This window comes from Acidisphaera sp. L21, assembly GCF_009765685.1.
Taxonomy (GTDB): Bacteria; Pseudomonadota; Alphaproteobacteria; order Acetobacterales; family Acetobacteraceae; genus LMUY01.
Window position 1 is genome coordinate 19,189 of the sequence record NZ_LMUY01000007.1, and the last position, 25,259, is coordinate 44,447.

At 67.4% G+C, this 25,259-nt stretch carries 25 protein-coding genes; 13 read left to right on the plus strand and 12 right to left on the minus strand.

Annotated elements, in window-relative coordinates; all coding sequences use genetic code 11:
- Positions 1–2: 2 nt before the first annotated feature.
- Genes GSQ76_RS00910 through GSQ76_RS00925 form a run of 4 tightly spaced genes read right to left on the minus strand, consistent with a single transcriptional unit; the run spans position 3 to position 5,725 of the window.
- On the minus strand, positions 3–623 hold the full coding sequence (locus GSQ76_RS00910; protein WP_174247269.1) for a DNA-3-methyladenine glycosylase: 621 nt from the start codon (positions 621–623) through the stop codon (positions 3–5).
- Entirely contained in the window at positions 602–982 is a 381-nt protein-coding gene (locus tag GSQ76_RS00915; protein WP_158742038.1) for a nuclear transport factor 2 family protein, read from the minus strand. Before GSQ76_RS00915 ends, GSQ76_RS00910 begins: the two co-directional genes overlap by 22 nt.
- 43 nt (positions 983–1,025) lie before the next feature.
- Complete coding sequence (locus tag GSQ76_RS00920; protein WP_158742039.1) at positions 1,026–4,487, minus strand: AAA family ATPase; 3,462 nt, start codon at positions 4,485–4,487, stop codon at positions 1,026–1,028.
- 2 nt (positions 4,488–4,489) lie between these two features.
- Complete coding sequence (locus GSQ76_RS00925; protein ID WP_158742040.1) at positions 4,490–5,725, minus strand: DNA repair exonuclease; 1,236 nt, start codon at positions 5,723–5,725, stop codon at positions 4,490–4,492.
- Between the two features lie 104 nt (positions 5,726–5,829).
- On the opposite strand from GSQ76_RS00925, the gene GSQ76_RS00930 reads away from it, so the two are divergent.
- Complete coding sequence (locus tag GSQ76_RS00930; RefSeq protein WP_216850840.1) at positions 5,830–7,764, plus strand: tetratricopeptide repeat protein; 1,935 nt, start codon at positions 5,830–5,832, stop codon at positions 7,762–7,764.
- A 313-nt stretch (positions 7,765–8,077) separates the two neighbouring features.
- Complete coding sequence (locus GSQ76_RS00935) at positions 8,078–8,701, plus strand: PEP-CTERM sorting domain-containing protein (RefSeq protein ID WP_158742042.1); 624 nt, start codon at positions 8,078–8,080, stop codon at positions 8,699–8,701.
- Between the two features lie 107 nt (positions 8,702–8,808).
- Here the strand turns inward: GSQ76_RS00935 and fumC are convergent, their stop codons facing one another.
- Positions 8,809–10,212 (minus strand): class II fumarate hydratase, encoded by a 1,404-nt coding sequence (gene fumC, locus GSQ76_RS00940; RefSeq protein ID WP_158742043.1) that lies wholly within the window; start codon positions 10,210–10,212, stop codon positions 8,809–8,811.
- On the minus strand, positions 10,209–11,381 hold the full coding sequence (locus GSQ76_RS00945) for a M20 aminoacylase family protein (RefSeq protein ID WP_158742044.1): 1,173 nt from the start codon (positions 11,379–11,381) through the stop codon (positions 10,209–10,211). Before GSQ76_RS00945 ends, fumC begins: the two co-directional genes overlap by 4 nt.
- An 83-nt stretch (positions 11,382–11,464) precedes the next feature.
- Here GSQ76_RS00945 and GSQ76_RS00950 point away from each other — a divergent pair, with 83 nt between their 5' ends.
- Positions 11,465–12,070, plus strand: a complete 606-nt coding sequence (locus GSQ76_RS00950; RefSeq protein WP_158742045.1) for a hypothetical protein — start codon at positions 11,465–11,467, stop codon at positions 12,068–12,070.
- Positions 12,071–12,073: 3 nt separating this feature from the next.
- On the opposite strand, the gene GSQ76_RS00955 is transcribed toward GSQ76_RS00950, so the two are convergent.
- Positions 12,074–12,514, minus strand: coding sequence for a nucleoside deaminase (locus GSQ76_RS00955; protein ID WP_158742137.1), 441 nt, complete (start codon positions 12,512–12,514; stop codon positions 12,074–12,076).
- A gap of 45 nt (positions 12,515–12,559) precedes the next feature.
- Here GSQ76_RS00955 and GSQ76_RS00960 point away from each other — a divergent pair, with 45 nt between their 5' ends.
- Genes GSQ76_RS00960 through GSQ76_RS00975 form a run of 4 tightly spaced genes read left to right on the plus strand, consistent with a single transcriptional unit; the run spans position 12,560 to position 16,286 of the window.
- The gene (locus GSQ76_RS00960) at positions 12,560–13,270 is read left to right on the plus strand and encodes a gamma-glutamyl-gamma-aminobutyrate hydrolase family protein (protein WP_158742046.1); all 711 of its coding nucleotides are present in this window, start codon (positions 12,560–12,562) and stop codon (positions 13,268–13,270) included.
- Positions 13,267–14,067 (plus strand): pseudouridine synthase, encoded by an 801-nt coding sequence (locus tag GSQ76_RS00965; RefSeq protein WP_158742047.1) that lies wholly within the window; start codon positions 13,267–13,269, stop codon positions 14,065–14,067. Before GSQ76_RS00960 ends, GSQ76_RS00965 begins: the two co-directional genes overlap by 4 nt.
- Positions 14,068–14,079: 12 nt before the next feature.
- Positions 14,080–14,634: a 16S rRNA (guanine(966)-N(2))-methyltransferase RsmD gene (gene rsmD / locus GSQ76_RS00970; protein WP_158742138.1), complete on the plus strand. Its 555-nt coding sequence runs from the start codon at positions 14,080–14,082 to the stop codon at positions 14,632–14,634.
- A 23-nt stretch (positions 14,635–14,657) separates the two neighbouring features.
- The gene (locus tag GSQ76_RS00975; RefSeq protein ID WP_158742048.1) at positions 14,658–16,286 is read left to right on the plus strand and encodes a tetratricopeptide repeat protein; all 1,629 of its coding nucleotides are present in this window, start codon (positions 14,658–14,660) and stop codon (positions 16,284–16,286) included.
- On the opposite strand, the gene fabG is transcribed toward GSQ76_RS00975, so the two are convergent.
- The gene (gene fabG, locus GSQ76_RS00980) at positions 16,211–16,948 is read right to left on the minus strand and encodes a 3-oxoacyl-[acyl-carrier-protein] reductase (RefSeq protein WP_158742049.1); all 738 of its coding nucleotides are present in this window, start codon (positions 16,946–16,948) and stop codon (positions 16,211–16,213) included. The genes GSQ76_RS00975 and fabG overlap by 76 nt on opposite strands.
- Positions 16,949–17,106: 158 nt before the next feature.
- On the opposite strand from fabG, the gene GSQ76_RS00985 reads away from it, so the two are divergent.
- Complete coding sequence (locus GSQ76_RS00985; protein WP_158742050.1) at positions 17,107–19,029, plus strand: methyl-accepting chemotaxis protein; 1,923 nt, start codon at positions 17,107–17,109, stop codon at positions 19,027–19,029.
- Here the strand turns inward: GSQ76_RS00985 and GSQ76_RS00990 are convergent.
- Both GSQ76_RS00990 and GSQ76_RS00995 read right to left on the minus strand, forming a co-directional pair.
- Positions 19,026–19,646 carry an NIPSNAP family protein gene (locus GSQ76_RS00990; RefSeq protein ID WP_158742051.1) on the minus strand — a complete coding sequence of 207 codons (621 nt, stop codon included), beginning with the start codon at positions 19,644–19,646 and terminating at the stop codon, positions 19,026–19,028. The genes GSQ76_RS00985 and GSQ76_RS00990 overlap by 4 nt on opposite strands.
- A 3-nt stretch (positions 19,647–19,649) precedes the next feature.
- Positions 19,650–19,979, minus strand: coding sequence for a YciI family protein (locus GSQ76_RS00995; RefSeq protein ID WP_158742052.1), 330 nt, complete (start codon positions 19,977–19,979; stop codon positions 19,650–19,652).
- 122 nt (positions 19,980–20,101) lie between these two features.
- Here GSQ76_RS00995 and GSQ76_RS01000 point away from each other — a divergent pair, with 122 nt between their 5' ends.
- On the plus strand, positions 20,102–20,998 hold the full coding sequence (locus GSQ76_RS01000) for a LysR family transcriptional regulator (protein ID WP_254070168.1): 897 nt from the start codon (positions 20,102–20,104) through the stop codon (positions 20,996–20,998).
- Here the strand turns inward: GSQ76_RS01000 and GSQ76_RS32530 are convergent.
- The gene (locus GSQ76_RS32530) at positions 20,977–21,396 is read right to left on the minus strand and encodes a Dyp-type peroxidase (protein WP_408836151.1); all 420 of its coding nucleotides are present in this window, start codon (positions 21,394–21,396) and stop codon (positions 20,977–20,979) included. The genes GSQ76_RS01000 and GSQ76_RS32530 overlap by 22 nt on opposite strands.
- Before the next feature lie 387 nt (positions 21,397–21,783).
- Positions 21,784–22,356, minus strand: coding sequence for a hydrolase (locus tag GSQ76_RS01010; protein WP_158742053.1), 573 nt, complete (start codon positions 22,354–22,356; stop codon positions 21,784–21,786).
- A gap of 133 nt (positions 22,357–22,489) precedes the next feature.
- Between GSQ76_RS01010 and GSQ76_RS01015 the strand changes: the two genes are divergently transcribed.
- From GSQ76_RS01015 to GSQ76_RS01030, 4 genes are all read left to right on the plus strand, one after another.
- The gene (locus GSQ76_RS01015) at positions 22,490–23,359 is read left to right on the plus strand and encodes an oxaloacetate decarboxylase (RefSeq protein ID WP_216850842.1); all 870 of its coding nucleotides are present in this window, start codon (positions 22,490–22,492) and stop codon (positions 23,357–23,359) included.
- A gap of 43 nt (positions 23,360–23,402) precedes the next feature.
- A complete protein-coding gene (locus tag GSQ76_RS01020; RefSeq protein ID WP_158742054.1) occupies positions 23,403–23,717 on the plus strand; it encodes a hypothetical protein in 315 nt (104 codons plus the stop codon).
- Positions 23,718–23,792: 75 nt separating this feature from the next.
- A complete protein-coding gene (locus tag GSQ76_RS01025) occupies positions 23,793–24,563 on the plus strand; it encodes an ABC transporter ATP-binding protein (RefSeq protein WP_158742055.1) in 771 nt (256 codons plus the stop codon).
- Entirely contained in the window at positions 24,551–25,258 is a 708-nt protein-coding gene (locus GSQ76_RS01030) for an ABC transporter ATP-binding protein (RefSeq protein WP_158742056.1), read from the plus strand. The genes GSQ76_RS01025 and GSQ76_RS01030 overlap by 13 nt, the downstream gene beginning before the upstream one ends.
- The last annotated feature ends 1 nt before the right edge of the window (position 25,259 follow it).

A 25,259-nucleotide genomic window follows, 5' to 3' on the forward strand; every position in this document is an offset into this window, starting at 1 on the left:
AATCAACCCGCATTGAGCGACGTTGGGCCGCTGACGAAGGGGTTGCCGGGACTATAAAACCGCAATGGGCGATCCGCATCGCGCGATAAGCCGATCCGGATGCTTTCAGCGATTTCGCCTGGTCCAGTACTATCCTGTGCGAGCCACAGCGGACCCTCGCGGCAAAGATCGAGGCCGTCGAGCCCACGATCGATCCGCAACGCTGCGGCGAGGCGACCCGGTCCGCGGGCCAGGTCGCGCAAGCGCTCGATCCCACGGTTGCGCCGCATGATCGGGATGCCGTCGAGCGGCTCGAGCGCGCGGATCAGGATTCCGGCTCCGACGCCTGGCAGCTCGCTCGACACGTTCAGCATGGATGAGATGCCATAGGCGAGATAAACATAGGCGTGCCCAGGCTCGAGAAAGAGCGAACGGGTCCGTGGCGTGATGCCTCGATAGGCGTGCCCGGCGGCGTCGCCGATGATGTAGGCTTCCGTCTCGACAATCCGGCCGCTGACGAGGCCTTCGGGCAGCGCCCGCATCACGATCTTGCCCATGAGGAAGCGGGCGAGAGCGGCGGTATCGATCGGCAGTTCCGCGCGGGATAGCGGACGGTCCGATCTCACGCCATTCGCTCGACCCATTCGGCGCGGGACGAGCCAGGACTGAACGGGTCGCCGAAATATTGGGTTTCGCGCGCTACCTTGTCGCCCGCGAACTCCATGATGCTGACCGTGTAAGATGGCCGCCCGTCATAGGTCAGGACGTATTCGGTGATCCACAGGCTGCCGGCGCCGGTGATCCGTCGCACGTCGAAGCGTTTGCGGTTGGGCTGTGCGGTGCGCGACATCTGGATGTTTCGCCGCCCGCGGATGCGCTCGCCCGACTGGGGATATTCCAGCACGGCATCCTCCAGGTATATCTCGTGCTCCCCCTCGAAATCATCCGCATCGGAGGCGGCCCAGTGGCGATTGAGAAGCCCGCGGATCTCTTCCTCATTCATAGCCCGTGTCCCCCTTCGTCATCGTCACAGCGGTGCGACATTATTAGAGGGTTTGGGCGTGGACTGGCAGCGTCTTGGCGATTTCGAGCAGATGCGGGTGGTGGGTGAGGACGATCACCTGGACGTGCTGGCTGAGCCCGACCAGGGCCTGCATGGCGGCGTGGGCGCGGGTGTCGTCGAAGGTTTGCAGGATGTCGTCGGCGATGAAGGGCAAAGGCGGAGCAGCGGCGACGTGTGATTCGATGGCGACCAGGCGCAGCGCCAGATAGAGTTGGTCGCGCGTGCCCTCGGAAAGCTGATCGATCTGTTTTGGCAACTCGTTGGCGGCTCGCTCCACGGCCTGCAACGTGGTTTCGCCGCGGGCGTTCTCGCTGGCGCGGATGGTCCAGGTGCCGCCGGTGATGGCCTCGAACGCGGCGGCGATGCGCTGCACGCCGGTAGGGCCGGCACTCTCCTCCACGCGGTCCAGGGCGCGGCCGAGCATGCCGGAGGCGACGCGCAGCAGAAGGTATTCGTCAAGCAGGCGACCGGCCTCGGCGGCGATGGCGGCCTCGCTCTCGGCGGCCTCGCTGGCGCCAGTGGCGGCGGCGTCGGCGTCGTATTGGCGTTCCAGGGTAGAGAGGGCGATCGCGGCCTCCTGCTCCTGCGTGCGGGCGCGGGTGAGCGCGGCCTCGGCGACCCGGCGCTCGGCATCGAACTGGTCGGTCGGGAGTGCGGCCAATTCCGCGGCCAACTGGTCGAGTGAGGCGCCGCCGCCGATCGCAGCGAGCCGGCTGGTGGCGGCGGTGCGGATCGCGTCCTGGCGGCTGCGCTCGCGGGCGGCTTCGATGCGGTGCTCCGCGGTGGCGACGTCGGGCGCGCCGCAGCCGGCGAGCACGGCGGCCAGGATTGCGGCGGTGTCGCGGTCCTTCTGGGTGGCAGCTTCCAGCAGAGTCGCGGCATCGGTCTGGGCGCGTTCGGCTTCCTTGGCGGCGCTGGCGAGGCTGCGGGCGGTGTCACGCCGGGTGATGAGGAGTTCGGCCGTGGCGAACGGGTCGCTGCCGGGTGGGATCGCGAGGTCGGCGGCCAGGGCGGCCACCATGTTGGCGAAGGCGGCGATGTCGGCGCGCATGTCGTCGATGCGCAATTGGAGCCCGGCGCCGGCACGATGCTGCTGATCCATCTCGCCGAGGCGGGCCAGCACGCGCCCCGTGACTTCCGGCGTTTCGACGGGAGGGCGGCCGAGTTGCAAGAGGGTTGCGTCCCAGCCTTGCTGCCAGGCGGCCAAGCGGTCCTGCGCGGAGGCAAGTTCGATGGTGGCGGCACGACGCTCCGCCTCGGACTGGGTGCGCCTGGCGTCGCGGGCGAGTTCGGCCTTTTGCGCGAGGCGGGCGGCTTGCACCTTGGCGTCGGCCAGGGGAAGCAGGGCGGCGAGGCTGCCGGGCGTGCCGCATAGATGGGACAGGCGATCGGCCCAGGCCGCGTGTTGGGCGATGACCGCATCCCGCGCGCCGGTGGCGAGTTCGCTCACGCGCCGGGCCTCGATCGATTCGGCGCGGGCGGCAAGCAGGGCGAAGACTTCGCGCAATGTCGCGTCGGCGGCCAGGCGCAGGGGCGCGCAGAGTTCGGTCCATCGTTGCGCGGCTGCGGCGTGCTGCTGGGTGGCGCTGCCGATTGCGGTGTTGGCCAGGGCCCATGCGGGCTCGGATGCGGTGATGTCGGCGGTCAGGCGGGCGGCCTGCTCCACCCGGGCCAATTCGTCGATGCGGGCGTCGGCGATGGCGTCGGCGGCGCGCAGGTGGCGCTCGAACATCAGGGGAAGCGCCTGGTCGCCGGCGTAGAGGCGCTCGGCGGCTTCGTCGGGGCGACCGGCGAAGGCACGGGCGTAGATGAGGGACCAGCCACGGTCCCGCTCGGCGCGGGCGGTGGCGAGGGCGGCGGCGTCCGGGAGGGGCTGCTGGCGCAGGCTTGCAAGCGAGGCCTCCCACTGAGTGCGCTGGGCTTGCAGGCGGTCGCGGTCGGCGGTGGCTTTGTTCAGTTGGTCCTGCGTGCCAGCCAGCGCGGTGGCAAGGCGTTCGTAGGCGGGCTCGGTCGCGGGGGTCATGGCGGCGAGCCCGGCAGGATCGCCGCCCCAGAAGGGGAGTTTGGCGACGCAGGCGCGTTCGGACGCCGCGGCCTCGCGCGCGGCCTGGGCGAGTTCGGCGGCGTGGGCGAGCGGGTCGCGGTCGCGGCGAATTTCGGCGAGTAGCGCGTCCAGTTCGTCCTGGGCGAGGACGGGGGCGGCTTCGCCTTCGGCGGCCAGCAACGCCAGGGCGGCGTCGGCCTTTTCCAGGCGGGCTTGGGCCAGCTTCAACGTCGTTGCGGCGGCGGTGTGGTGGTTGATCTGCTCGCGCGCAGCCGACATGGCTGGCAGCGTGGGGATGACAGACCCGGCCTGGTCCGGCGGGATCGTGCTGCCGATGTCGCGGAGGGCCGCGGCGACGTCCACCAAGGCTTCGGCCCGTTTGGTGACCAGCGCGGCACTGTCGCGGCGCTTGGTGTCGGCGTCGCCTAAGGCGCCGGATAGTTTGGACAGGGCGGGGTCGGCTGCATCGGCCGCCGGGTCACGGGGGGATTGGGCGGCACGAGCCTCGGCGGCGCGGCGTTGCTCGCGCGCGGCGTCCAGGCGGGTGGCGGCGAGACTGGCCTCGTGGCGAGCCCGGGCGAGTTGGTCGGCGAAGCCATCCGGGAGGGTTGGGGCGTTGGGGTGGGCGGTGAGCCAGGCGGTCGCGGCCAGCAATTCGGCGACGGGGCCTCGGGTCAGTTCGATGCGGTTCAGGCGGCTGAGTTGGGCCTGGGCGGCTTCTAGTTCTGCCCCGGCGGCGGATTTGCGGGTTTGGGTTTCGTGGATTTCGGCTTGCAGGGTGCCCAGCATCTTCGGGGTGCGCAGCGCGTCGCGTTGTTGCTTGCCTACGCCCGCCAGTCGCGCGAGGGCGGCGTTTAGCGGGCGGGAGCTTTTGCTGCGCTCCCAAATGGCGGCGCGGCGGGTGTCCAGGGCGCGGCGCAGCGTGCGGGCGGAGGCGAGTTCGCCGGTGCCAGACAGCAGGGCGCTGCCGAGGGTGCCGTCGCCGGTGGCAAGCTCCTTCCCGCCGGCGCGCAGGCGGTCGGTGTCCAGGGCGAACAGCATTTCGACCTGGCGCGGGGTGACGGCGGCGGTGAGTTCGGCCAGCCAGCGGGAGGCCGCCGGATCGGTGCCGGCGTTGGGGAAGATGCGGCCGGCCTTGCGTTGCCAGCCGAAGGTGAACTCCGCCCCGTCCTGCGACACGGCGTCGGCGCAGAGATGCATGCCCGGATAGTCGAACCGGAACTTCATGTCGGATTGCAGGGGGATGCCGAAGAGCAGGTCGTGGAAGGCCTGGCGCAGGACGGATTTGCCGGCGCCGTTTGGGGCCAGCAGCAGGTTGATGCGGCCTGGCGCCGGGTCGAACGAAAGCTCGGCGCGTTCCAGGTTGCCGTATTTCTCGATCAGCAGGCGGTGGAGGCGCATGGTTAGCCTCGCAACAATTCGGCCCGCAGCAGCGCCTGGGCGCGGGCGGTGAGCGCATCCGGCATGTTGCCTGCGGCCAGGGCGCGGATGGGATGGTCCTTATCCAACAGGGTCAGGTCCATCCGCTTGGCCAGGTCGGCGATGAACGCGGCGAGGTCCGGATCGAGGGTGGGGGTTTCGGCCAGGGCGTCGACCAGGGTGCCGACCACGCCGGATTGCGGGCGCAACGTGGCCTGGTCCTGCGGCGGGGTGGAGCGAACGCGGACGTCCTCGATCCACAGGGCGTCCGGGGCCGCGACGTCGGTGGCGGCGGCGCGGATCGTTGCCAGGGTTCGCTGCGGGTTGCTGGCCAATTCGGCGTGGGCGTTGCTGGCACCCGCCAGCGTCATGCGGACGACCAGCAGCCGGCCCTCCGCCTCCATCACGGCGGCGTCCAGCAGCAGGGCGGCGCGGCCGAGCACCGCCTGCAGGTCGGCGGCGCCGGTGATGTCCACCTGCAGTTGGCGCCATCGCAGGACGTCCAGGCCGTGATGGGTGACGGATTGTACCCGGTTGTCGGCCACGCGGACCAGGCTGGCGCCCTTGCTGCCCTCCTCGCGGATGTGGCGGCCCTGTAAATTGCCAGGGAAGACGATCCAGGGGTCACGCGATAGCTCGGCGCGCTGGTGCACGTGGCCGAGCGCCCAGTAATCGTAGCCTTTCTCGCGCAGTTCGGCCTCGGTGCAGGGGGCGTAGTCGTCATGCTCGGTCGAGCCGCAGGCGGTGTGCAGCAGGCCGATGTTGAAATGGTCCGCCAGGGGGCGCGGATAGGCGAGCGCCAGGCGGTCCCGCACGGCGCGGGTGGCGAAGCTTTGGCCGTGCACGGCGACGCCGGGGATCGGGATGGTGGTGCCGGGCCTCTGGGCGGGCAGCATGGTGCCGGGGAATGGCAGCTTCTGCGTGAGCACCGCCTCGGCGTCGTGATTACCGCTGATGGCGATGACGGGGATTCCAGCGCGCTTCAACTCGGCCAGTCGGGAGACGAGGAAGTGGCCGGTGCGCCAGTCCTTCCAATCGCCGTCATACAGGTCACCGGCGAGAAGGACGAAGCTCACCTGCTCCGCCTTGGCCAGTTCGACGAGGTTGATCAGCGCCTTACGGGTGGCGCCGCGGATTCTGTCGGTCGGCGCCTCCGGATCCAGCCCGCGCAGGGGGGAGTCGAGGTGGAGGTCTGCGGCGTGGAGGAAGCTGAAGGTCATCAAGCCTCGTGCGGTCGTAGGGGCCTCGTTTAGATCCTATTTACCCGGCGTCAACGAGGCTGGGATAGGACGGGACGGCCGTCGGGACATCGTGTGAAGCAATGATGACAGATCTTTCCGCCCATCTTGCCACGGTCGATACCTCGTTCTTGGCAGCCGTGGCGCTGCATCGCATGGGGCGGATTGAAGAGGCGGAATTGGCCTATGACGGCCTGCTGGCGCGCGAGCCGTCGCATGGGCCGACGCTGCACATGGCGGGGATGCTGGCGTTTCAGCAGGGCCGGGTCGAACTCGCGGCGCAGCGGGTCGGGCGGGCGTTGGCGCGCGGGCACCGCAGCGGCGTGGTGCTGGAGCATCACGGGCTGATCCAGCAACACCGCGGCGACCTGGCCGGGGCCGCGGCGAGTTTTCGCGAGGGCCTGGCGCTGGACCCGGTGTCGGGCAGCCTGTGGTTCAATCTGGGCGTGGTGGAACGCGAGGCCGGGCGGCTCGGCGAGGCGGTGGCGGCGTTCTCCACGGCTGCGCCGCTGTTGCAGCAGGGCTTTGCCGAACGGGCATTGGGCCAGGTGCTGCAGGACACCGGGCGCGGGGCGGAGGCGGCGGTGGCCTATGCGCGCGCGCTGGCGATGGACCCGTCGGATGCGGCCTCGGCGTTGAATGCAGGGGTCATCGCGCAGCAGGCGGGGGATTTGGCGGCGGCGGCGGCGTTGTATCGCCAGGCGCTGGCAGCCGGCCCGGCGTTGATGAACGCGCGCATCAACCTGGCCTGCGTGCTGCAGGAGAGCGGGGACGTGGCGGCCGCGACGATGGAATACCAGGCGATCCTTCGCGAGGCCCCGCAGGCGACGCAGGCGATGAACAATCTTGGCACTGCCCTGCGCAGCCTTGGCCGGGACGACGAGGCGGAGGCGTGGTTCCGCCGTGTCTTGGAGACCGAGCCCTGCCATCCGGAGGGGAGCGACAACCTGACCAAGTTGCTGCTGGATCTGGGTCGGGTGGACGAGGCCGTGGCGGTGCGACGGCAGCTTTGTGCGACACATCCGGCGGATGGCGGCTGCTGGCTGGAGTTGGCGCGCGTGCTTGGCGTCGCCGGACAGCAGCGGCAGGCGGAGGACGCGTTGCGCCAGGCGCTGGTGCGGGATCCCGGGCTGGGCGAGGCGCATTGCGCGTTGGGCGATGCGGCGCATCGGCGGCGGGATTGGGCCGGGGCCGCGGTGTCGTATCGCGCGGCGGCGGTGCTGGCGCGGGACCGGACGGAGCCGCAGCTTGGGCTAGCGCTGGTGGCGCTGAAATCGGGTGACCCGGCAGCGGCGTTGGCGGCTTGCGACGCTGTGCTGCGGCACGACCGGTTCGATCAGGGTGCGATCGCGTATCGCACCCTGGCGCTGCAAATGGCGGGGTTGGCGGAAGAGGCGCAGCGGCTGAGCGATCCGGATGAGCTTGTAACGGTGATCGACCTCGACATCGATGCGGGGGCGCTGGGGGTTTTGGCCGCGGACCTGATCGGGTTGCGCCACCGGGAGTATGCGCCGCGCGGCCAGAGCGTCCGGGGTGGAACGCAAACGAGCAACGAACTGTTCGCCGAGCCGGTGGACAGCATACGGCAATTGCGCGGCGCGCTAGATGCGGCGATCGGTCGCTATTTGGCGAAGCGGCCGGTGGATGATGCGCATCCATTTTTCGCCGCCATGCCGGCGCAGTTGCATTATCACAGCTGGTCGATCGTGCTGCGGGCCTCCGGCTACCACGTGCCGCATATTCACCCGGGTGGCTGCTTGAGCGGGGTGTTCTACGTGGCGGTGCCGCCGTTCGCGGGGGCGGAGGATGCCGGGTGTTTGGAAATCGGGCGGCCTGGGTTTGAGGTGCCGTTACGTGCGGCGCCGAAGCGGCGGCTGGTGCGCGCGGTGCCGGGGCGGCTGGTGCTGTTCCCGAGTTATCTTTGGCATGGCACTCGGCCGTTCGAAGGGCCGGGGGAGAGAGTGACGGTCGCATTCGATATTCGGTTCGGGGGGAAGAGGCTGCCGGTGGGGCGGTGGTGAAGGCGGGATTACCCGATCGGGCATGACGGCGAATGGCTCTTTTCCGACTCCGTAATATCCTGCGGCGGCTTAGAACGATATGCGCTTTGTGCGATGTCGCGGGCGTCGGAGGAATTTACACTAGCGAAACGTCGAAATTTATCGACCCTGCCTCACATCGCCGAAGATAGATTATCTGTCTTTTTCCGGGCTAAATTCGCGAAGTATTATCCGATTTCGGCACACTGGGCTGATGATGCCAAAAAACTATTCTCCCGATGAAATTTGGCACGCTAATTGCACTGGTGTGTCCAGTTGAACACAGGAAGTGACCATGCACGGATTTAAAACGCTTGTAGCCGCGGGATTGATGAGCGGCCTGGTCGGGGTTGGCCCCGCGCTTGCAACCACACTGAACACGACCTTCACTGGAACCGCGGCAGAAAGCTTGCCTTTTCCGGTTCCAACACAAGTTATTACAATTAACGGTGCATTTTCAACCTATTCTGCGTCTTCTGATTTGCCCCAGTTGGCTGGGGGAGATCTTGCAAACTACAGCTTTACTTTGTCGGGCACGAATCCGACCTATAGTGCTGCAACGAATAGTGCGACATACGGATCGACCACTGGCACAATCAATGGCTACGGGGCTGTTGTTCAGGATGTATCCGTCACAAATCTGACAGTTGATTTCACGACTGGCGCCATTACGGGGATGCTGTATTCCGATGGGGCGATGCATCCATCTGGGTTTCCGGCTGGTGACATCGTTGATTTCACACCGGCTGACGGCGCGTCGATACTGGGCGAGTATGTTCCAGGTGGCCCAGCGGGCGGCGGACTCGGCGGCACGGTTTCGGGATCCATCACCTTCGTTCCCGAGCCCGTTTCGCTTGCAATTCTTGGCTCTGGCCTGTTTGGACTGGTAGCCGTCCAGCGCCGCAAGAAAATTGGCTAACTGTTAGCTGAGAGATCTATAAAAGTTTGGCTTTTGAATAGACTCGTGGGGCGACCATAGGATTCGGACGTATTGTTTGGATCTCTATGGTTGCTCACGGTTTGGCGTCATACCATTGCGCGCGCGTCCACCACCCGGTCGAAGGTTTCTGCGTCGATAGCGCCGGATGCCAAGGCTGCCTCGCGCAGGGTGGTGCCGTGGACGTGGGCCTCGTGCGCGATGTGGGCGGCTTTGTCGTAGCCGACCGTGGGGGCCAGGGCGGTGACCAGCATGAGCGAGCGGTCTAGCAGTTCGGCGATGCGGGCGCGGTTCAGCGCCGTGCCCTCGATCGTGTAGCGGCGGAAGGTGCCGGCGCCGTCGGCCAGGATGCGCGCGCTGTGCAGGAAGTTGTTGATTACGATCGGGCGCATGACGTTGAGCTGGAGCTGGCCCTGGGCGCCGGCGAAGGCGACGGCCGCGTCCTCCCCAATCACCTGGGTGCAGATCATGACCATGGCCTCGCATTGGGTAGGATTCACCTTGCCGGGCATGATGGAGGAGCCGGGTTCGTTTTCCGGCAGCACCAGTTCGCCAAGGCCGCAGCGCGGGCCCGACCCGAGCCAGCGAACGTCGTTGGCGACCTTGAGCAACACCACGGCGACACCGCGCAGGGCGGCCATCGCGGCGACCATGGCGTCCAGGCCGCCGAGGGACATGAACTTGTTGGCGGCGGTGATGAAGGGGTGGCCGGTGAGCCTCGCGATCTCGGCAGCGATGCCCTCGGCGAAGCCCGGCGGGGCATTGAGCCCGGTGCCGACGGCCGTGCCGCCGGCGGCGAGTTCGTAGAGGGCATTCCGGGAATGTTCGACGCCCTTGATGGCGAATTCGAGTTGCGCGGCCCAGCCGCCCCATTCCTGGCCGACCGTCAGCGGGACGGCGTCCTGCAAATGGGTGCGGCCGATTTTGACCACGTCGGCCCATTCGGCGGATTTGGCGGCGATGGCGGCGTGCAGGGCGCGGAGCGAGGGGAGGAGTTTGCCCTCGAGTTCGAGGATGGCGGCGACGTGCATGGCGGTCGGGAAGGTGTCGTTGGAGGACTGGCCCATGTTCAGGTCGTCGTTCGGGTGAACCCGGCCCTTGCCGCCGATCTCGATGCCGAGGAGTTGGGTGGCGCGGTTGGCCATCACCTCGTTGGCGTTCATGTTGGACTGGGTTCCGCTGCCGGTTTGCCAGACGAAGAGCGGGAATTCGGCATCCAGCTTGCCTTCGGTCACCTCGTCCGCCGCAGCGCAGATGGCTTGGGCTTTTTCGGCTGGCATGCGGCCGGCGGCAAGGTTGACTAGGGCGGCAGCTTTTTTCACGTAGCCGTAGGCGTGGGGAATCCCGATCGGCATGATGTCATTGCCGATCGAGAAATGCTGCAGGCTGCGCTGGGTCTGGGCGCCCCAATAATGCTCGGCTGGGACTTCGATAGCGCCCATGGAGTCGCGTTCGGTGCGCTTCCCGGTTTGGCCGGTGCCGATGGGGATCATGCGCGGGCCAATTCCTGTTCCACCAGCGTTGCCCACAGGGAGGCGCCGATGGGGAGGATGTCGTCGTTGAAGTCGTAATGCACGGTATGGACCGGCTTGGTGCCCTTCTCGCCGTCGGCCTGGCCGATGCGGACGAAACAGCCGGGGACTTTCTCGGCCATGTAGGCGAAGTCCTCGCCACCCATGCCGGGCAGGCGCTCGTGGATGACCTTGTCCGCGCCCAGGAGCTTGGCGCCGGCCTTGGCGGCACGTTCGACCGCCGCCGGGTCGTTGATGACGGAGGGGTAGCCGCGTTCGAAGGTGAACTCGGCCTCGGCGCCGTTGGCGGCGGCGGTGCCGATGACGAGTTCGCGCATCAGCCGCTCCATCTCGTTGCGGGTTTCGGCCTTCAGGGTGCGCAGGGTGCCGCTGAGCGTGGCTTCGTCGGGGATGACGTTGGTGGCGGTGCCGGCGTGGAATTGGCACGTCGACAGCACGGCGCTGTCCAGCGGGTCGACCTTGCCAGCGACTAGGGTTTGCAGGCCGAGCACGATTTGCGCGCCGATCACCACCGGGTCGATGGCGCGGTGAGGGCGGGCTGCGTGGCCGCCCCTGCCCTTCACGCGGATGTAGAAATCGTCGGTGTTGGCGCAGACTGCGCCGGGCACGGCGGTCATCTGGCCGAGCGGGATGGAAGTGTCGTTATGGGCGCCGAACACCATGTCGCAGGGGAAGCGGTCGAACAGGCCTTCCTTGACCATAACCTCGCCACCGCCGCCGTTTTCCTCGGCAGGCTGGAAGATGAAGTGGACGGTGCCGTCGAAGTTCTTGGTTTCGGCCAAATAGCGTGCCGCGCCCAGCAGCATGGTGGTGTGGCCGTCATGGCCGCAGGCGTGCATGACGTTCGGGTTTTGGGAGCGGTATTCGAACTCGTTCGCTTCCGGCATGGGCAGCGCGTCCATATCGGCACGGATGCCGATGGCGCGGGGGGAGCTACCGTTGCGCAGGGTGCCGACCAATCCGGTGCCGGCGATGCCGCGCGTGACCTCGATCCCCCAGGACGCCAGCCGCTCCGCCACCAGGTCGCTGGTGCGGTGTTCGCCGAAGGCCAATTCGGGGTGGGTATGGATGTCGCGCCGCCACGCCGTCATGTCCGCGGCGAAATCGGCAATGCGATTGTGGACGGGCACGGAGATCTCCTTAATATATGGGAACGAGTGCCAGCGTACAGCGCTTGGGCACTCACCGACAAATCTGAGGGACGAGCGTTACGATGGTGCAGCGTACGATCAACCACTTCTACCCCACCTACGCCGAGGCGGTAGAGGTGGTTGCGGACCTCACGGCCGCAGGAATTTCGTCCGGTAATATCGCGCTGATCGAGAGCGAGACGGATGCGCGCCTGCCGCAGGGCGTGGCGACCGACACGGCGCAGAGCCCGGCGTTGACCGGTGGGACGCTGGGCGCCGCAATCGGCGCCGGCATCGGGGCGCTGGATGGGGTCGGCTCGATCACGATTCCGTTTACCGAACCGTTGGTGGCCACGGGGTGGGTGCTGCCCTGCCTGGTGTTCGCGGTGATCGGCGCCCTGATCGGGGCGGTCGTCGGGATGGTGACGAAGCTGGGCGTCAGCAACTCAAGCAGCCACGCGATCGCGTCCCGCCTGCAGCGGGGCGAGCATCTGGTGATGGTGTGGGTGGACGAGGCGGATGCTGCGGCAGCGCAGGTCGTGCTGGACCATCCGCGCGTCACGCCGGGCGTGAAGAAGGGGCCGGACCCGGTTTATGACATGGAGCCGACTGGCGACAGCCGGACCGTCGAGGAGGAAGCTGCAGCGATCCACCAAGCGGAGCGTAGGATCCAGTATCAGTCGGAATAGAAACTATCGGAGGCCGGCGAAGAAGCTTCGTAGCAACGCGGCGGCCTCGGTTTCGTGTACGCCACCGATGATGGCGGGGCGGTGAAGGCAGCCGGGCTGGTCGAAGATGCGGGGGCCGTGCTCGACCCCGCCGCCCTTTGGGTCGTAGGCGCCAAAGATGACGCGGGCGACGCGGAAATGGACCGCAGCGGCGGCGCACATCGGGCATGGCTCCAGCGTGACCGCCAGGGTGCAGCCGAGCAGGCGGGGGGAACCGAGGTATCGGGCGGCGGCTCGCATGACCAGCAGTTCGGCGTGGGCGCTGGCGTCGTGCGTTGCCTCCACCTGGTTGCCGGCGCGGGCAATGAGAGTGCCGTCTGGCGCCACCAGAGCGGCGCCAACGGGCACTTCGCCGCGGGCGGCGGCCGAATGGGCCTCTTGCAGTGCGATCGCCATGGCATCCATCGGGTTCGTCTTGCCCACATGGGGCCGCCGGGTCTAGGGACGGGCATGAATCGACCTCTCATTGGCGTGACATTGGATGCGGAGCAGCCCGGCGGCTGGTCGCGCTTTCCGTGGTATGCGCTGCGCGCGAACTACACCGACGCCATCGCCGCCGCTGGCGGCCTGCCAGTGGCCCTGCCGCATGACCCGGCGTTGGCAGCCGCGATGCTGGACCGGCTGGATGGGCTGGTGGTGACGGGGGGTGCGTTCGACGTGTCGCCGGCGCTGTATGGGGCAACGGACGTGCACCCCACCGTGACGTTGAAGGACCGTCGCACCGCTGCCGAGTTGGCGCTGGTGCAGGGCGCGTTGGCGCGGGATATGCCGGTGCTGGGCATTTGCGGCGGCCAGCAGCTTCTGGCGGTGGCACTGGGTGGCACGCTGATCCAGCACATCCCGGACAGCATCACCGACGCGCTGGCGCACGAGCAGCCAAACCCGCGCAACGAGCCGGGGCACGCCGTGGCGGTCACGCCGGGCACGCTGCTGCACCGCATCGTCGGGAGCGACACGATGCAGGTGAACTCCGCCCACCACCAGGCTGTTGCCACCCCCGGGCCGCATGCCGTGGTGAATGCGGTGGCGCCGGATGGCGTGGTGGAGGGCGTGGAGGATGCACGCTACCGTTTCTGCCTGGGGCTACAGTGGCATCCGGAATTCCTGATCGACCCGGGCGATAGTCGGATCTTCACCGCCTTCATCGCCGCCGCGTCGTGAGCGACGAGCCGGACGACGCCGCCGGGTCCGATGCAACGGCCCCGGAAACCCCGGAGCGGGGGGAGCGGATCGCGAAATGGCTGGCCCGCGCTGGCGTCGCGAGCCGCCGCGATGCGGAGAAGCTGCTGACCGAGGGCCGGGTGAGGCTGAACGGCGCCCCGGTCACCCACCCGGCGACCTTCATCAGCCCCGGCGACATCGTGCAGGTGAACAGCCGGGTGGTGGACGCGCCCGATCGCGTGCGGCTGTGGCGCTACCACAAGCCCGAGGGGCTGATGACCACGCACCGGGACCCGGAAGGCCGCCCGACCGTGTTCGAGCGTCTGCCCGAGCACCTGCCCCGCGTGGTGAGCATCGGCCGGCTGGATCTGAACAGCGAGGGGCTGCTGTTGCTGACCAATGATGGCGGGTTGGCCCGGCAGTTGGAGCTACCGTCCAATGGCTGGACTCGGCGCTACCGGGTGCGGGTGCATGGGGTCGTGCCGGAACGCTCGCTGGCCGGGCTGGTCAACGGGTTGACGGTGGAGGGCGTGAAGTATGGCCCGATCGAAGCGGCGGTGGATTCCCGGGCGCTCAGTAACACGTGGCTGAGCGTGAGCCTGAACGAGGGGCGCAATCGGGAGGTGCGCCGGGTGATGATGCATCTGGGGCTGCAGGTGACGCGGCTGATCCGGGTGGCTTACGGGCCGTTCCAACTTGGGAATCTGGCGCGGGGCGAGGTGGATGAGGTGACGGGCAAGGTGCTGCGGGAGCAGGTGCCGGACGTCGCGAAGGCGAAACCGCGGGATCGGGGCTGAGGGGGGACGCGTCTGAGAATTATCGCCGGCACGTGGCGCGGCCGGATTTTGCAGGCGCCGGCTGGCCAGGGCACTCGCCCCACGGCGGAGCGACTGCGGCAGGCATTGTTCGACATGCTGCTGCATGCGCCCTGGGGTGGGCGGCTGGACGGGATGGTGGTGCTGGACGCCTTTGCCGGCACGGGTGCGCTGGGGCTGGAGGCATTGTCCCGTGGCGCTGCCTCCGCCGTGTTCATGGAGCGGGACCGGGCGTCGCTGGAGGCGTTGCGCGCCAATATCGCCTTGTGCCGGGGGGCGATGGCGCGGGTGCTAGCGACCGATGTGCTGACACCGCCGGCCGGGCAACCCTGCGACCTGGTGTTTCTGGACCCGCCCTATGGTGGGGATTTGCTGCCGCGCGCGGTGGCGGCGCTGGCGAAGGCTGGCTGGATCGCGCCGGGCGCGCTGATTGTCGCGGAAAGCGCGCGGGATGAGGCTGTGGTCCTGGGCGAATTGCTGGCCGAACGGGCGCACGGCGCCGGGCGGGTGACGGTTTGGCGCGGTGCCGGCAGCTTCACGTCTGGTTAACAGGGCGGGCGCAGACTGCCGGCATGCCGGACCCTATCGAAGCATTGCTGCTGGCCATCACTCATAGTCGCGCCGGGCGCTATGTCGAGGCGGAAACCATCCTTTGCGACGTGCTCGCGGCCGAGCCCGACCAGCCGAACGCGCTGTTTCTGCTGGGCCAATGCATGCTGGCCGATGGGCGCGCGGCAGAGGCCACCAGTTTCCTGGCGCGCGGGCTGGCGCTGCGCCCGACGCATCGCGATGGGCGGGTTGCGTTGGCCCGGGCGCAGATGGCGGCCGGCGAGCCGTTCGATGCGCTAGACACTCTGGCGCCGTTGGTTGGGGATCACGGCTTGGCCGCCGTGCACACGCTGCGCGGCACCGCGCTGAACGCGCTGGGCCGGCCGGCGGAGGCGGTGGATGCCTTCACCATCGCCCTGCGGGGCAGCCCGCTGGATGCCGAAACCCACCTGAACCTGGGCAACGCCCACTCCGATCTGGGCAAGCGCGACCTGGCCGAACGCCATATCCGCAATGCGATCGCGATCAAGCCGGATTTGGCGGAGGCGCATGCGAGCCTGGGCCACCTGCTGGCCGAAACCCACCGTTTGGCCGAGGCGGTTGCCTGCGCCCAAGCCGCCATCGATCTGCAGCCGGATTTCGCTGCGGCCCATTGGAACCAGGGCGTCGCCCTGCTGCTATCCGGCGACATGGCAGCCGGGTGGGAGAAATACGAGTGGCGTAAGCGGCGCTTCCCCGACAGCTTCACCAACCCGCCGGGTCTGCAATGGGATGGTGGTCCGCTGGATGGCCGGACGATCCTGGTGCTGGCTGAACAGGGCCTGGGCGACACGATACAATTCGCGCGTTACTTCCCGATGCTGGCCGCACGTGGCGCCACGGTGATGGTCGAATGCGCCGGCTCGCTGGTGCTGCTGCTGCAGGCGATGCCGGGCGTGGCCATTGCCTGCACCCGGGGCGAGCGGCCGGACCACGATCTGTGGGTCGACCAGATGAGCCTGCCGCGCCTGTTCCGCACCACGCTGGCCGATGTGCCCGCCCCGACCGCCTATCTGCAGGCCGACCCGGCGCGCGCTGCGCATTGGAACAGGCTACTGCCCGTCGGCCTGCGCGTCGGGCTGGTTTGGGCTGGCAACCCGCTGCACTCGAATGACGCCAACCGGTCGATGCCGATTGCGGCGCTCGGCCCCATTCTGGATGCGGCGCAAGGATCGCTCATCAGCCTGCAGGTCGGCGCGTCCGCGTCCGAGGTGGCGTCCCTGCCCGGCGTGGCCGATGTGACCGAGCACCTGACCGATTGGAAGGAGACCGCTTCCGCCATTGCCTCGATGGATCTGATCGTCACCGTCGACACCGCGGTGGCGCATATGGCGGGCGCGCTGGGCATCCCGGTGTGGGTGATGCTGCCCTATGCGCCGGACTGGCGGTGGATGCTCGATCGCACCGACTCGCCCTGGTACGCTGGCATGCGGCTGTTCCGCCAGGCCCGCCCCGGCGACTGGACCGGGGTGGTGGACCAGGTCGCCGCCGCCCTGGCGGAGGTGGTTCGCCCCGCGCCGTCCGCCTTCGTCGCGCCCTACACCATCGCCATGCCGCCATTGACGTGGAGCGTGGCGCCGGTGACCCAGCCTGCCTCCTCCGACGCCAAATAGGCGACGGCCGCCGCCACATCCATCGGCTGGCCCATGCGGCCCAGCGGGATCGAGTCGGTCAGCCGCTTCTTCTGGTCGTCGTTCAGCTTGTCGGTCATCGCGGTCTGGATGAAGCCGGGGGATACGACGTTGACAGTGATCCCGCGGGACCCGACTTCCTGCGCCAGCGATTTCGACATGCCCAGTAGCCCGGCCTTCGCGGCGGCGTAGTTCGCCTGGCCGGGATTGCCCGTGGTGCCGACGATGCTGGCGATGGCGATGATCCGGCCGGCGCGGCGGCGGACCATGCCCTTCAGCGCGGCCCGGGTCAGCCGGAACGGCGCCGTCAGGTCCACGTCCAGCACGGCCTGCCAATCATCGTCCTTCATGCGAAGGGCCAGCATATCGCGGGTGAAGCCGGCGTTGTTCACCAGAATGTCCAACGGGCCGGCCGCCTGCTCGGCCGCGGCGACCAGCGCATCGGGGGCCGCTGGGTCGCGCAGATCGGCGGGGCAGACATGGGCGTTGTCACCCAACTCGGCCGCCAGGGCCTCCAGCGCATCGGCGCGCGTGCCGGACAGGGCGACGCGGGCGCCCTGGGCGTGCAGGCTGCGGGCGATGGCAGCGCCGATGCCACCGGATGCGCCGGTGATCAGCGCGGTCTTTCCGTCCAAGCGGAACATTGGGGTCCCTCCAGCAATGGACGGAAGCGCCTACTCGCGCTGGCGCCGGGTGTCCAGGGCGACGCGAAGGTTAACGGTGGCCGACCAGCGATTCACCGTTCAACGGTCTCTTCATATTTCGCCGGCAAACTGTATCCGGGATGACACTCCGGGGTATCATGCGCGCTTCCGTATTTTCTCGCCTTTCCGTCCGGCTCTACGCGCTGACCGCGCTATTCGGGGTTGGCCTGCTCGTGCTGGTGGGCTTCGGATTGCAGTCGCAATGGCAGGCGATGCGCAGCCAGCGGATCAACGAGTTGACGGATTCCAGCGAGGCGCTGGCCCGGCTGATCGACACCGATCGCGCGCTCGTCGCCTCCGGCGCGATGACGGAGGAGGCTGCGAAGACCCGCGCCGCAGCGCAGGTCGTCGCGATGATCCACGGCAAGGGCGACTATTTCTTCCTGCTGGATTCCAAGGGCCTGATCGTTGGCCATCCGAACGCGAAGCTGGTGGGCGCCGATTTCTCCAAGGTCGTCGATTCCAACGGGTTCGCCTGGATCCCGGACGTGCTGCCACGCGCCATCCGCGACGGCGTCGGAATGGTGGAGTATCAGTTTCCGAAATCTGGCGAGACGAAGCCGCAACTGAAGCTGGGCGTCTACCGGTTCTACCAGCCGTGGAATTGGGTGATCGGCACCGGCATGTACATGGATGATTTGGCCGCCGAATTTCGCCAATCCGCCATCGTGTTGGGCGGCGTGGCGCTGGGCCTGCTGGTGTTGCTGGTGGGGGTCGCGACCATCGCCATCCGGTCCATCACGCGCCCAACCCGGGCACTATCGACGGCCATGCGCGAACTGGCGGCTGGCAACATGGAGTGCGCCGTGCCGACCGGCGGCTCGCTGGCCGAAACGCGCGCCATGGCCGGCACCGTCCAGGTGTTCAAGGACGCCGCGATCCAGAAGACCCAGATCGAGGCCGAAGCCGCCAGCCACCGCCACGCAGCCGAGGCCCAGCGCGTCCAGCACGAAGCGGAGCGCGAGACCGCCGCCGCGTCGCAAAAGTCCGTCGTGGACGCCATCGCCAGCGGCCTGTCCCAGTTGTCGGAGGGTGACCTGACGGTGCGCCTGCCGGACGCATTCGCCGCGGAATACGAGCAATTGCGCGCCGACTTCAACGCCGCGACGACGCAATTGCAGTCGGCCATGGGCGTCATCGTCGAGAACACCACCACCATCCGCTCCGGCACCAGCGAGATCACCCAGGCTGCCGACGACCTATCCCGCCGGACGGAGCAACAGGCCGCCAGCCTGGAAGAGACCGCCGCCGCACTGGACGAGATTACCGCCACGGTGCGCAAGACCGCCGAGGGGGCGGAGAAGGCGCGCAGCGTCGTGTCCACGGCCAAGGCCGATGCCGAGCATTCCGGCAAGGTCGTGCGGGACGCGGTGACCGCGATGAGCGCGATCGAAACCTCCGCCAAGCAGATCAGCCAGATCATCGGCGTGATCGACGAAATCGCGTTCCAGACCAATCTGCTGGCGCTGAACGCCGGCGTGGAAGCGGCCCGGGCGGGCGATGCCGGGCGTGGCTTTGCGGTGGTTGCCAGCGAGGTGCGCGCGCTGGCGCAGCGCAGTGCGGAGTCGGCGAAGGAGATCAAGGCGCTGATCTCGACGTCGTCGCAGCAGGTGGATCGTGGCGTGGAACTGGTGGGCGAAACCGGCCGCTCCCTGTCGCGGATCGTGAGCCAGGTGGGCGAGATCGACGGTGTCGTGACGGAGATCGCTGCCAGTGCGCATGAACAGGCAAGCGGCCTGGCGCAGGTGAACACCGCCATCAACCAGATGGACCAGGTGACTCAGCAGAACGCCGCCATGGTGGAAGAAAGCACCGCCGCCAGCCACTCGTTGGCGCAGGAGACAGAGGGGTTGGTGCAACTGACCCGACGCTTCCACCTTGGCACTGCCGAGCCGCTCGCCAATGTCGCGCCGATGCAGCGCCCGGCTCGCCCGGCCAAGGCAGTGGTGATGAAGACGACTGGCCGAAGCGCCGCTAAGCGTGCCCCAGCGGCGGATGCGGATGGGTGGGAGGAGTTCTAGCGTAGCGGCGACCCGCTCTGCGGCAGCGCGATCGTGGATGTCGCCTCGAGGATGTTTTCGGGGCCATCCTTTGGCGGCCAGACGCCGGCAGAATAGGCGGCAGAGCGCAGTGATGCGCGCTGCGCCAGGCTGTCGAAGCCCCAGATGTGGGTGATCCGCGGCGGTCCGTCGAGCGCATACATGTTGATGACCAAATGCGCCGTGTAGTCGCCCGCCGGCGCGATGGCAGCGTCCCAGCCGGCGAGCGTCGGCGCCAGGCCGCCTGGCTTCAGCTTGTAGGTGCGGACTTCGTAGACGGGTCCACGCGCGCCGGGCTGCGCCGGCGGCAGAAAGGGAAAGCGCACGTAGCTATCCATCTCCAGCGCCGTGACCAATTGCCCGGCGTTGAACGGATTGGCGCTCAACAGCGCTCGCCTGCGCTCCTGCTGCAGGGCATCGGCATCATCGAAGCCGCGTAGGATGAGAATGCGGCCGAGCGGGCCGATCTCCGTACGCCAGCATCCCAACAGGGTGCCAACGGCCCGGGGCGCCGAGACCCAGTCCTGCGCGGCTTTCGCCCCCTCCGCCACGGAGAGAAGCGGGAGGGCAAGCGTCGCGAGTTCGTAGAATTCACTCATCTCTCAGGCTCCGGACGAGGCTACGAGTCCGGGCAGGTTGCCGGACGACTCCGCCGCGAAGGCACCAAAGAGCGGGTCCCACTCGGTGATGGTCAATGTCTCGATAAGTCCTTCGGTCGCGAACGGGTCCGCTGCGACCAGCGCCTCTACCGTGGCGCGATCGGGTACGGTGAAAATTAGAAAGCCAGAGCGAAGCGGGGTGCCGACGAGGCGCCCGGATGCCCGCAAGCTGCCCGCTGCGACCAGTTGCTTCAGATAGTCCACGTGGGCGGTTAGGTGCCGGTTCCACCCCTCCCCGTCCGGGTGGGACATCGTCACGGTGAAAAAGCGCATTCTGGTCTCCCTCTGGCCTATGCCAGGGATCGAACGATAATTGGATGCGGCCCGATGATTAAGGGATGTGATATTGGATCATCTGAAACCCTTGGTTTGGAATGATGGATCGCCTCAGCAGTATGGCCGTCTTCGTGAAGGCGGCTGATCTCGGCTCCTTCACGGCCACGGCGACCGCACTCGGCTTGTCGTCCCAAATGGTCGGCAAGCACGTGAGCTTTCTTGAAGAGCGCGTCGGCGCACAGCTCCTTCAACGTTCGACCCGGCGCCAGAGCCTGACCGCCATCGGGCAGATGTTTTACGAGCGCTGCCGGGTCGTGCTGGCGGAGGCGGACGCGGCGGAGGCCACGGCCCGCGAACTGAGCACCACACCGCGAGGCCGTTTGCGGATCAGTGCGCCCGTGACCTTCGGCAGCATCGCCCTGGCGCCTCTCGTGGCTTGCTACCTGCAGGCCTATCCGCAGGTGGAGGTCGCGCTCGATCTGACCGATCGCTATGTCGATGTCGTCGGCGAGGGTTATGATGCCGTGATCCGCCTTGGGGCGTTGAAGGATTCACAACTCATCGCCCGCGCGCTGACGCCTTACCGGCTGATCGCCTGCGCCACGCCGGGCTATCTTGCTGCCCGCGGGACACCGTTGGTTCCTGCCGACCTGCTCGCACATGACTGCCTGGGCTTTGTCTTCGCCTCAGGCCAATCGCTCTCCGATTGGCGATTCGTCAAGGACGGAGAGGTTCACGAGGTTCAGGTGCGCAGCCGGTTTCAGGTGAACGACGCGCGTGTGCTGCAGGCAGCGGCGCTCGCAGGACAAGGCATCGTGCTACAGGCTAAAATCATCCTCGCCGATGATCTTGCGGCCGGGCGATTGGTTCAGGTTTTGCCCGATTATGAGACGCCTACGCGCCCGCTGCACATCCTGTTTGCCGCGACGCGTCCGCCTACGCAGATTTTGCGCAGCTTCATCGATCACGCCGTCAGCCGTTTTGGGAAAGCGGCTCAACCGGACGAGGCGGCCTGAACCAGGCTTTGTAGCGCTGGTCGGGCGGGGGCGAAGAATGTCGTGCCGGTTTGCGGTTTCGAGAAATCGAGCAGTCGATCATATGATGCTGCCGGCTCGCCGATATACATGCGTTGCAGCATCTTCTCGATAACCCAGAGATAGCGCGAATAGCCGATGAAATAGGTGCCGAACTCCCGATGCCCCGGCCGGCCGAACGGCATGTCGTCGCGCAGGATGTCGTACTCGTTGCCGTCGGGATCGACGATGGTGGCCAATGATTTGTGCGACTTTCGTGGGGCAGCATCGTCATTGATTTCGACATTGTCGATCTTCGTGCGGCCGATGATTTCTTCTTGCACGGGGGTCGAAACACGGCCCCATGCGTCGAGATCGTGCAGGTAACTCGAAGCAGAGATCGGGGCGTTCGGACCGGATGTGAAAGACGACGTCGCCCGGGGTCGACGGCGCCGTGTGCACCGCCCCGCTGATCGTCGCGAAGGAATGGACTTCCCTCGGCCGGCTGCCGGGTTGCAGACGATCCTAGAGATTACGGCCGATTCCAGCGATGCAAGACAGCCGACCGTCTTGACGAGGTCGTCCAGCCCACCCAGCACGGTACAGACCTGCGCCAGGGTGGATGGGTCGTTGGCGACGGTGATGACGAGAAACACAGCGGCTTGTGACAGTGGCGCGTCGATGCTCTGTGCATCGATTGGCACTCTGTCCCAATTTTTACCTGACACCGCACATTCTCCTGGTCGCGAATTCGGGTTGAATGATGTCGAGTGCGGCGCGGTTTGTCCTTAGGTTTTGGCGAATTCGATATCATCAGCCACCGCAACCTTCGCGATGCGTGGAAAGATCAGCTTGATTGCGACGCCATGCAGCTCCGCCGTCGTCGTGGCGCAGGCATCCTCCACCACCACCACGCTGTACCCCAGCTCCCACGCATTACGCACCGTGGACTCGACGCCGAAATTGGTGGCGATGCCACCGATCACGATCGTGCGGATGCCGCGGCGGCGTAGATGCAGGTCCAGATCGGTGCCGTAGAACGCGCCCCAATTGCGCTTCTGCACCAGAATGTCGCCGGGTTGGGCCAGGCCTTCGACCAGGGCGCTCCATTCTGCGGGCAGGCCGCCTTCGGGCCGTGGGTTCGCCTGGTCCACCTCACCCTTCGGCGCGTCGGCGAAATCGGACGCCCAGGCGACGTTGACCAGCACCACGGGCGCACAGGCCTTGCGGAACCGCTCGGCCAGGCCCTGACCGGCTGCGAGCACATCCGGGCCGGAGCGGGGTGCCAGGGGCATCCCCACGATGCCATTCTGCAGATCGATCAGCACCAGCGCCGTGGTCTTAGGGTCGAACGCAGCCATATCGGGCACCTTCCATCATCGCGACATACTCGGCGGCCCTTATGCGCCGTCGCCGTGCAAAACGGCAGGGGGTCAACCTTTCGCTGCTGCCCTGCCCCAGCCATACTGCGGCCAAACGGGATGGATGAGCGTCATGTCAGCGAATACGGCCCACCGGATGCGCCTGCGGTTTCGCGACATTCTAGCCGGGGATGTCTGCATCCACCCGGGGTCGGTACACGACGCGATTTCTGCCCGCATCGCTGGGTCGCTGGGGTTCGAGTTGGCGATGTTCGCCGGGTCCGTCGCGTCGCTGGCGGTGCTGGGGGCGCCGGATATCGTGGTGCTGACGCTGACCGAGTTCGCGGAGCAAGCACGCCGGATCTGCCGCGCCGCGCCGCTGCCCGTGCTGGTGGATGCGGACCACGGCTACGGCAACGCGCTGAACGTGATGCGCACGGTGCAGGAGTTGGAGACTGCCGGCATTGCGGCGCTGACGATCGAGGATACCGACCTTCCCACCCCATTTGCCACTCCGAAGCCGACCCTGTTGTCGATCGAGGAGGGCGCCGGCAAAATCGCCGCGGCGCTGGCGGCACGGGATGACCCGGCGTTGGCGATCGTGGCACGCACCAGCGCCGTCGCCATCAGCGGGATGGACGACGCCATCGCGCGGGCCAGGGCCTACGCCGCGCTGGGGCCGGATGCGCTGTTCTTCACCGGGATTACAGAGACCAGCCAATTGCAGGCGCTGGCAGCCGCCACCACGCTACCGATCATCCTGGGCAGCGCCCCGCCCGCGTTGGGCGACAAGGCCAAGCTCGCCGCGTCCCGGGTGCGGATCAGCCTGCAGGGGCACCAGCCGTTCGCCGCCTCGGTCCAGGCCATCCATGCCACGCTGAAGGCGCTGCGGGACGGCACGGCGCCGAGTGCGATCGGCGGCGTGGCCCCGGCGGCGCTGATGCGGGAGGTGACGGGAGGGGCGGATTACGAGGCATGGACGCGCCGCTTTTTGGGCGGCTGAGGCGTTTACGGGCGCTTAACCATCCCGGCGCAGAGTTGCGGGCATGACCCGCGTGGTAGCCATCGTTGCCGCACTTTGCCTGACCGCCTTCGCCGCGGCCACGCAACCCATGCTGCCCCGCTGCAACGAGGCGCTGGACGGCCAGGTGAGTGAAGGTGGCTGCGCCTGCGGGTATGACCGCGGTGGGCAACTGACCGGGCACTCCGCCGGGTGGCGCTGGAAATGCGACCTGCTACGCGGCCCCGGCGTGATTGCGCCGGTCGAGCCGGCGGGCGAACCGGCGCAGCGGCTGCCGCCAGGCTTCGTCTACGCACCGCAGAACTCGCAGAGCAGCTCCGGCGGGTCGATGCGTTACTAGCTCGTCCCCTCTGGACGGGGCTGGCATGGATGCTGCTTAGTCCGACCGCTTTCGAAAGAATGCGGGAGGCGCGGTATGGCATTGCTGGAAGTTCGCGACGTCACCCGCCAATTCTACGGCGTGCATGCGCTGAATGGTGTGACGCTGGACGTGACGCCCGGCGCCATTACCGGGCTGATCGGGCCAAATGGTGCGGGCAAAACCACCCTGTTCAACTGCCTGTCCGGCGTGGTGCCGCCGAATACCGGGCGCATCGTGTTCGACGGGCAGGACATCACCGGGTGGCGTGCCGACCGCATCACCCGCGCCGGGCTTGTCCGAACATTCCAGATCGCCCGCGGCTGTCCGCGGCTGACGGTGCGGGAGAACCTGCTGCTGTATGGCGCGGCGCAACCCGGCGAGGGCGTGTTTACGGCCCTGCTACGCACCAGGCGGATGTTGGCACGCGAATCCGAGTTGATGGCGCGTGCAGAGGCAATCGCGACCCGCCTGCGGCTGGGCGCAGTGATCGACAATCCGGCGGCGGCGTTGTCCGGCGGCCAAAAGAAGCTGCTGGAGATCGGCCGCGCGCTGATGACCGAGCCAAAGCTGATCCTGCTGGACGAACCGCTCGCTGGCGTAAACCCGACGCTGTGCCGCGAAATTGGCGAACGGCTGCAGGAGATCGTGGCCGACGGCATCACCCTGCTGCTGATCGAGCATCAGATGGACATGATCGCCCGGCTCTGCGACCACGTCATCGTCATGGCGGAGGGCCGCCGGCTGACCGAGGGCACGTTTGACGAGGTCGCGGCCGATGTGACGGTGCAGGATGCGTATATGGGCGGTGCGCGTTGGGCCTCCTGACCGTGTCGGGCATCGTCGCCGGGTATTCCGCTGCGGACCAGATCCTGAAGGGCTTGGATTTTGCGGTGCAGCCGGGGGAGATCGTTTGCATCATCGGGCCGAATGGTGCGGGTAAATCCACGCTGCTGAAATCCATCGCCGGGCTGCTGACGCCGTCCGCCGGGTCGATCATGTTGCAGGACCGGGTGGTGACGGGGATGGCTCCACCGGATCTGGCACGGCTTGGCATCGCCTATGTGCCGCAGGAGCACAATGTGTTTCCCACCATGACGGTGCGGGAGAATTTGGAGATGGGCGGCTATGTCGACCCGAAGCAAATCCCGCGCCGGATGGAAGACGCGATGCAGCGCTTCCCCGTGCTGGGGCGCAAGCGGCGGCAGGCGGCGCGCACCCTGTCGGGTGGGGAGCGGCAGTTGCTGGCGATGGGCATGGCGCTGATGGTGGCGCCGGTGCTGCTGTTGCTGGACGAACCGTCCGCCGGGTTGTCGCCCAAGGCGGCGCAGGAATTGTTCGACCAGATCCAGGCGATCAACAAGGGCGGATTGTCGATCGCCCTGGTGGAGCAGAATGCGAACGAGGCACTGGCGATTTCCGATCGCGCCTACGTGCTGGTGGACGGGCGAACCGGCGCCACCGGGATCGCCAGCGAATTGGCCGCCGACCCGGATATCAAGCGGATCTTCCTTGGTGGATAGT

Excerpts from the sequence above, each read along its gene's own strand:
- GSQ76_RS00910 (WP_174247269.1), bottom strand. The coding sequence starts at position 623 with ATGGGTCGAGCGAATGGCGTGAGATCGGACCGTCCGCTATCCCGCGCG.
- GSQ76_RS00915 (WP_158742038.1), bottom strand. The coding sequence starts at position 982 with ATGAATGAGGAAGAGATCCGCGGGCTTCTCAATCGCCACTGGGCCGCC.
- GSQ76_RS00920 (WP_158742039.1), bottom strand. The coding sequence starts at position 4,487 with ATGCGCCTCCACCGCCTGCTGATCGAGAAATACGGCAACCTGGAACGC.
- GSQ76_RS00925 (WP_158742040.1), bottom strand. The coding sequence starts at position 5,725 with ATGACCTTCAGCTTCCTCCACGCCGCAGACCTCCACCTCGACTCCCCC.
- GSQ76_RS00930 (WP_216850840.1), top strand. The coding sequence starts at position 5,830 with ATGACAGATCTTTCCGCCCATCTTGCCACGGTCGATACCTCGTTCTTG.
- GSQ76_RS00935 (WP_158742042.1), top strand. The coding sequence starts at position 8,078 with ATGCACGGATTTAAAACGCTTGTAGCCGCGGGATTGATGAGCGGCCTG.
- fumC (WP_158742043.1), bottom strand. The coding sequence starts at position 10,212 with ATGATCCCCATCGGCACCGGCCAAACCGGGAAGCGCACCGAACGCGAC.
- GSQ76_RS00950 (WP_158742045.1), top strand. The coding sequence starts at position 11,465 with ATGGTGCAGCGTACGATCAACCACTTCTACCCCACCTACGCCGAGGCG.
- GSQ76_RS00955 (WP_158742137.1), bottom strand. The coding sequence starts at position 12,514 with ATGGATGCCATGGCGATCGCACTGCAAGAGGCCCATTCGGCCGCCGCC.
- GSQ76_RS00960 (WP_158742046.1), top strand. The coding sequence starts at position 12,560 with ATGAATCGACCTCTCATTGGCGTGACATTGGATGCGGAGCAGCCCGGC.
- GSQ76_RS00975 (WP_158742048.1), top strand. The coding sequence starts at position 14,658 with ATGCCGGACCCTATCGAAGCATTGCTGCTGGCCATCACTCATAGTCGC.
- fabG (WP_158742049.1), bottom strand. The coding sequence starts at position 16,948 with ATGTTCCGCTTGGACGGAAAGACCGCGCTGATCACCGGCGCATCCGGT.
- GSQ76_RS00985 (WP_158742050.1), top strand. The coding sequence starts at position 17,107 with ATGCGCGCTTCCGTATTTTCTCGCCTTTCCGTCCGGCTCTACGCGCTG.
- GSQ76_RS00990 (WP_158742051.1), bottom strand. The coding sequence starts at position 19,646 with ATGAGTGAATTCTACGAACTCGCGACGCTTGCCCTCCCGCTTCTCTCC.
- GSQ76_RS00995 (WP_158742052.1), bottom strand. The coding sequence starts at position 19,979 with ATGCGCTTTTTCACCGTGACGATGTCCCACCCGGACGGGGAGGGGTGG.
- GSQ76_RS01000 (WP_254070168.1), top strand. The coding sequence starts at position 20,102 with ATGGCCGTCTTCGTGAAGGCGGCTGATCTCGGCTCCTTCACGGCCACG.
- GSQ76_RS01010 (WP_158742053.1), bottom strand. The coding sequence starts at position 22,356 with ATGGCTGCGTTCGACCCTAAGACCACGGCGCTGGTGCTGATCGATCTG.
- GSQ76_RS01015 (WP_216850842.1), top strand. The coding sequence starts at position 22,490 with ATGTCAGCGAATACGGCCCACCGGATGCGCCTGCGGTTTCGCGACATT.
- GSQ76_RS01020 (WP_158742054.1), top strand. The coding sequence starts at position 23,403 with ATGACCCGCGTGGTAGCCATCGTTGCCGCACTTTGCCTGACCGCCTTC.
- GSQ76_RS01025 (WP_158742055.1), top strand. The coding sequence starts at position 23,793 with ATGGCATTGCTGGAAGTTCGCGACGTCACCCGCCAATTCTACGGCGTG.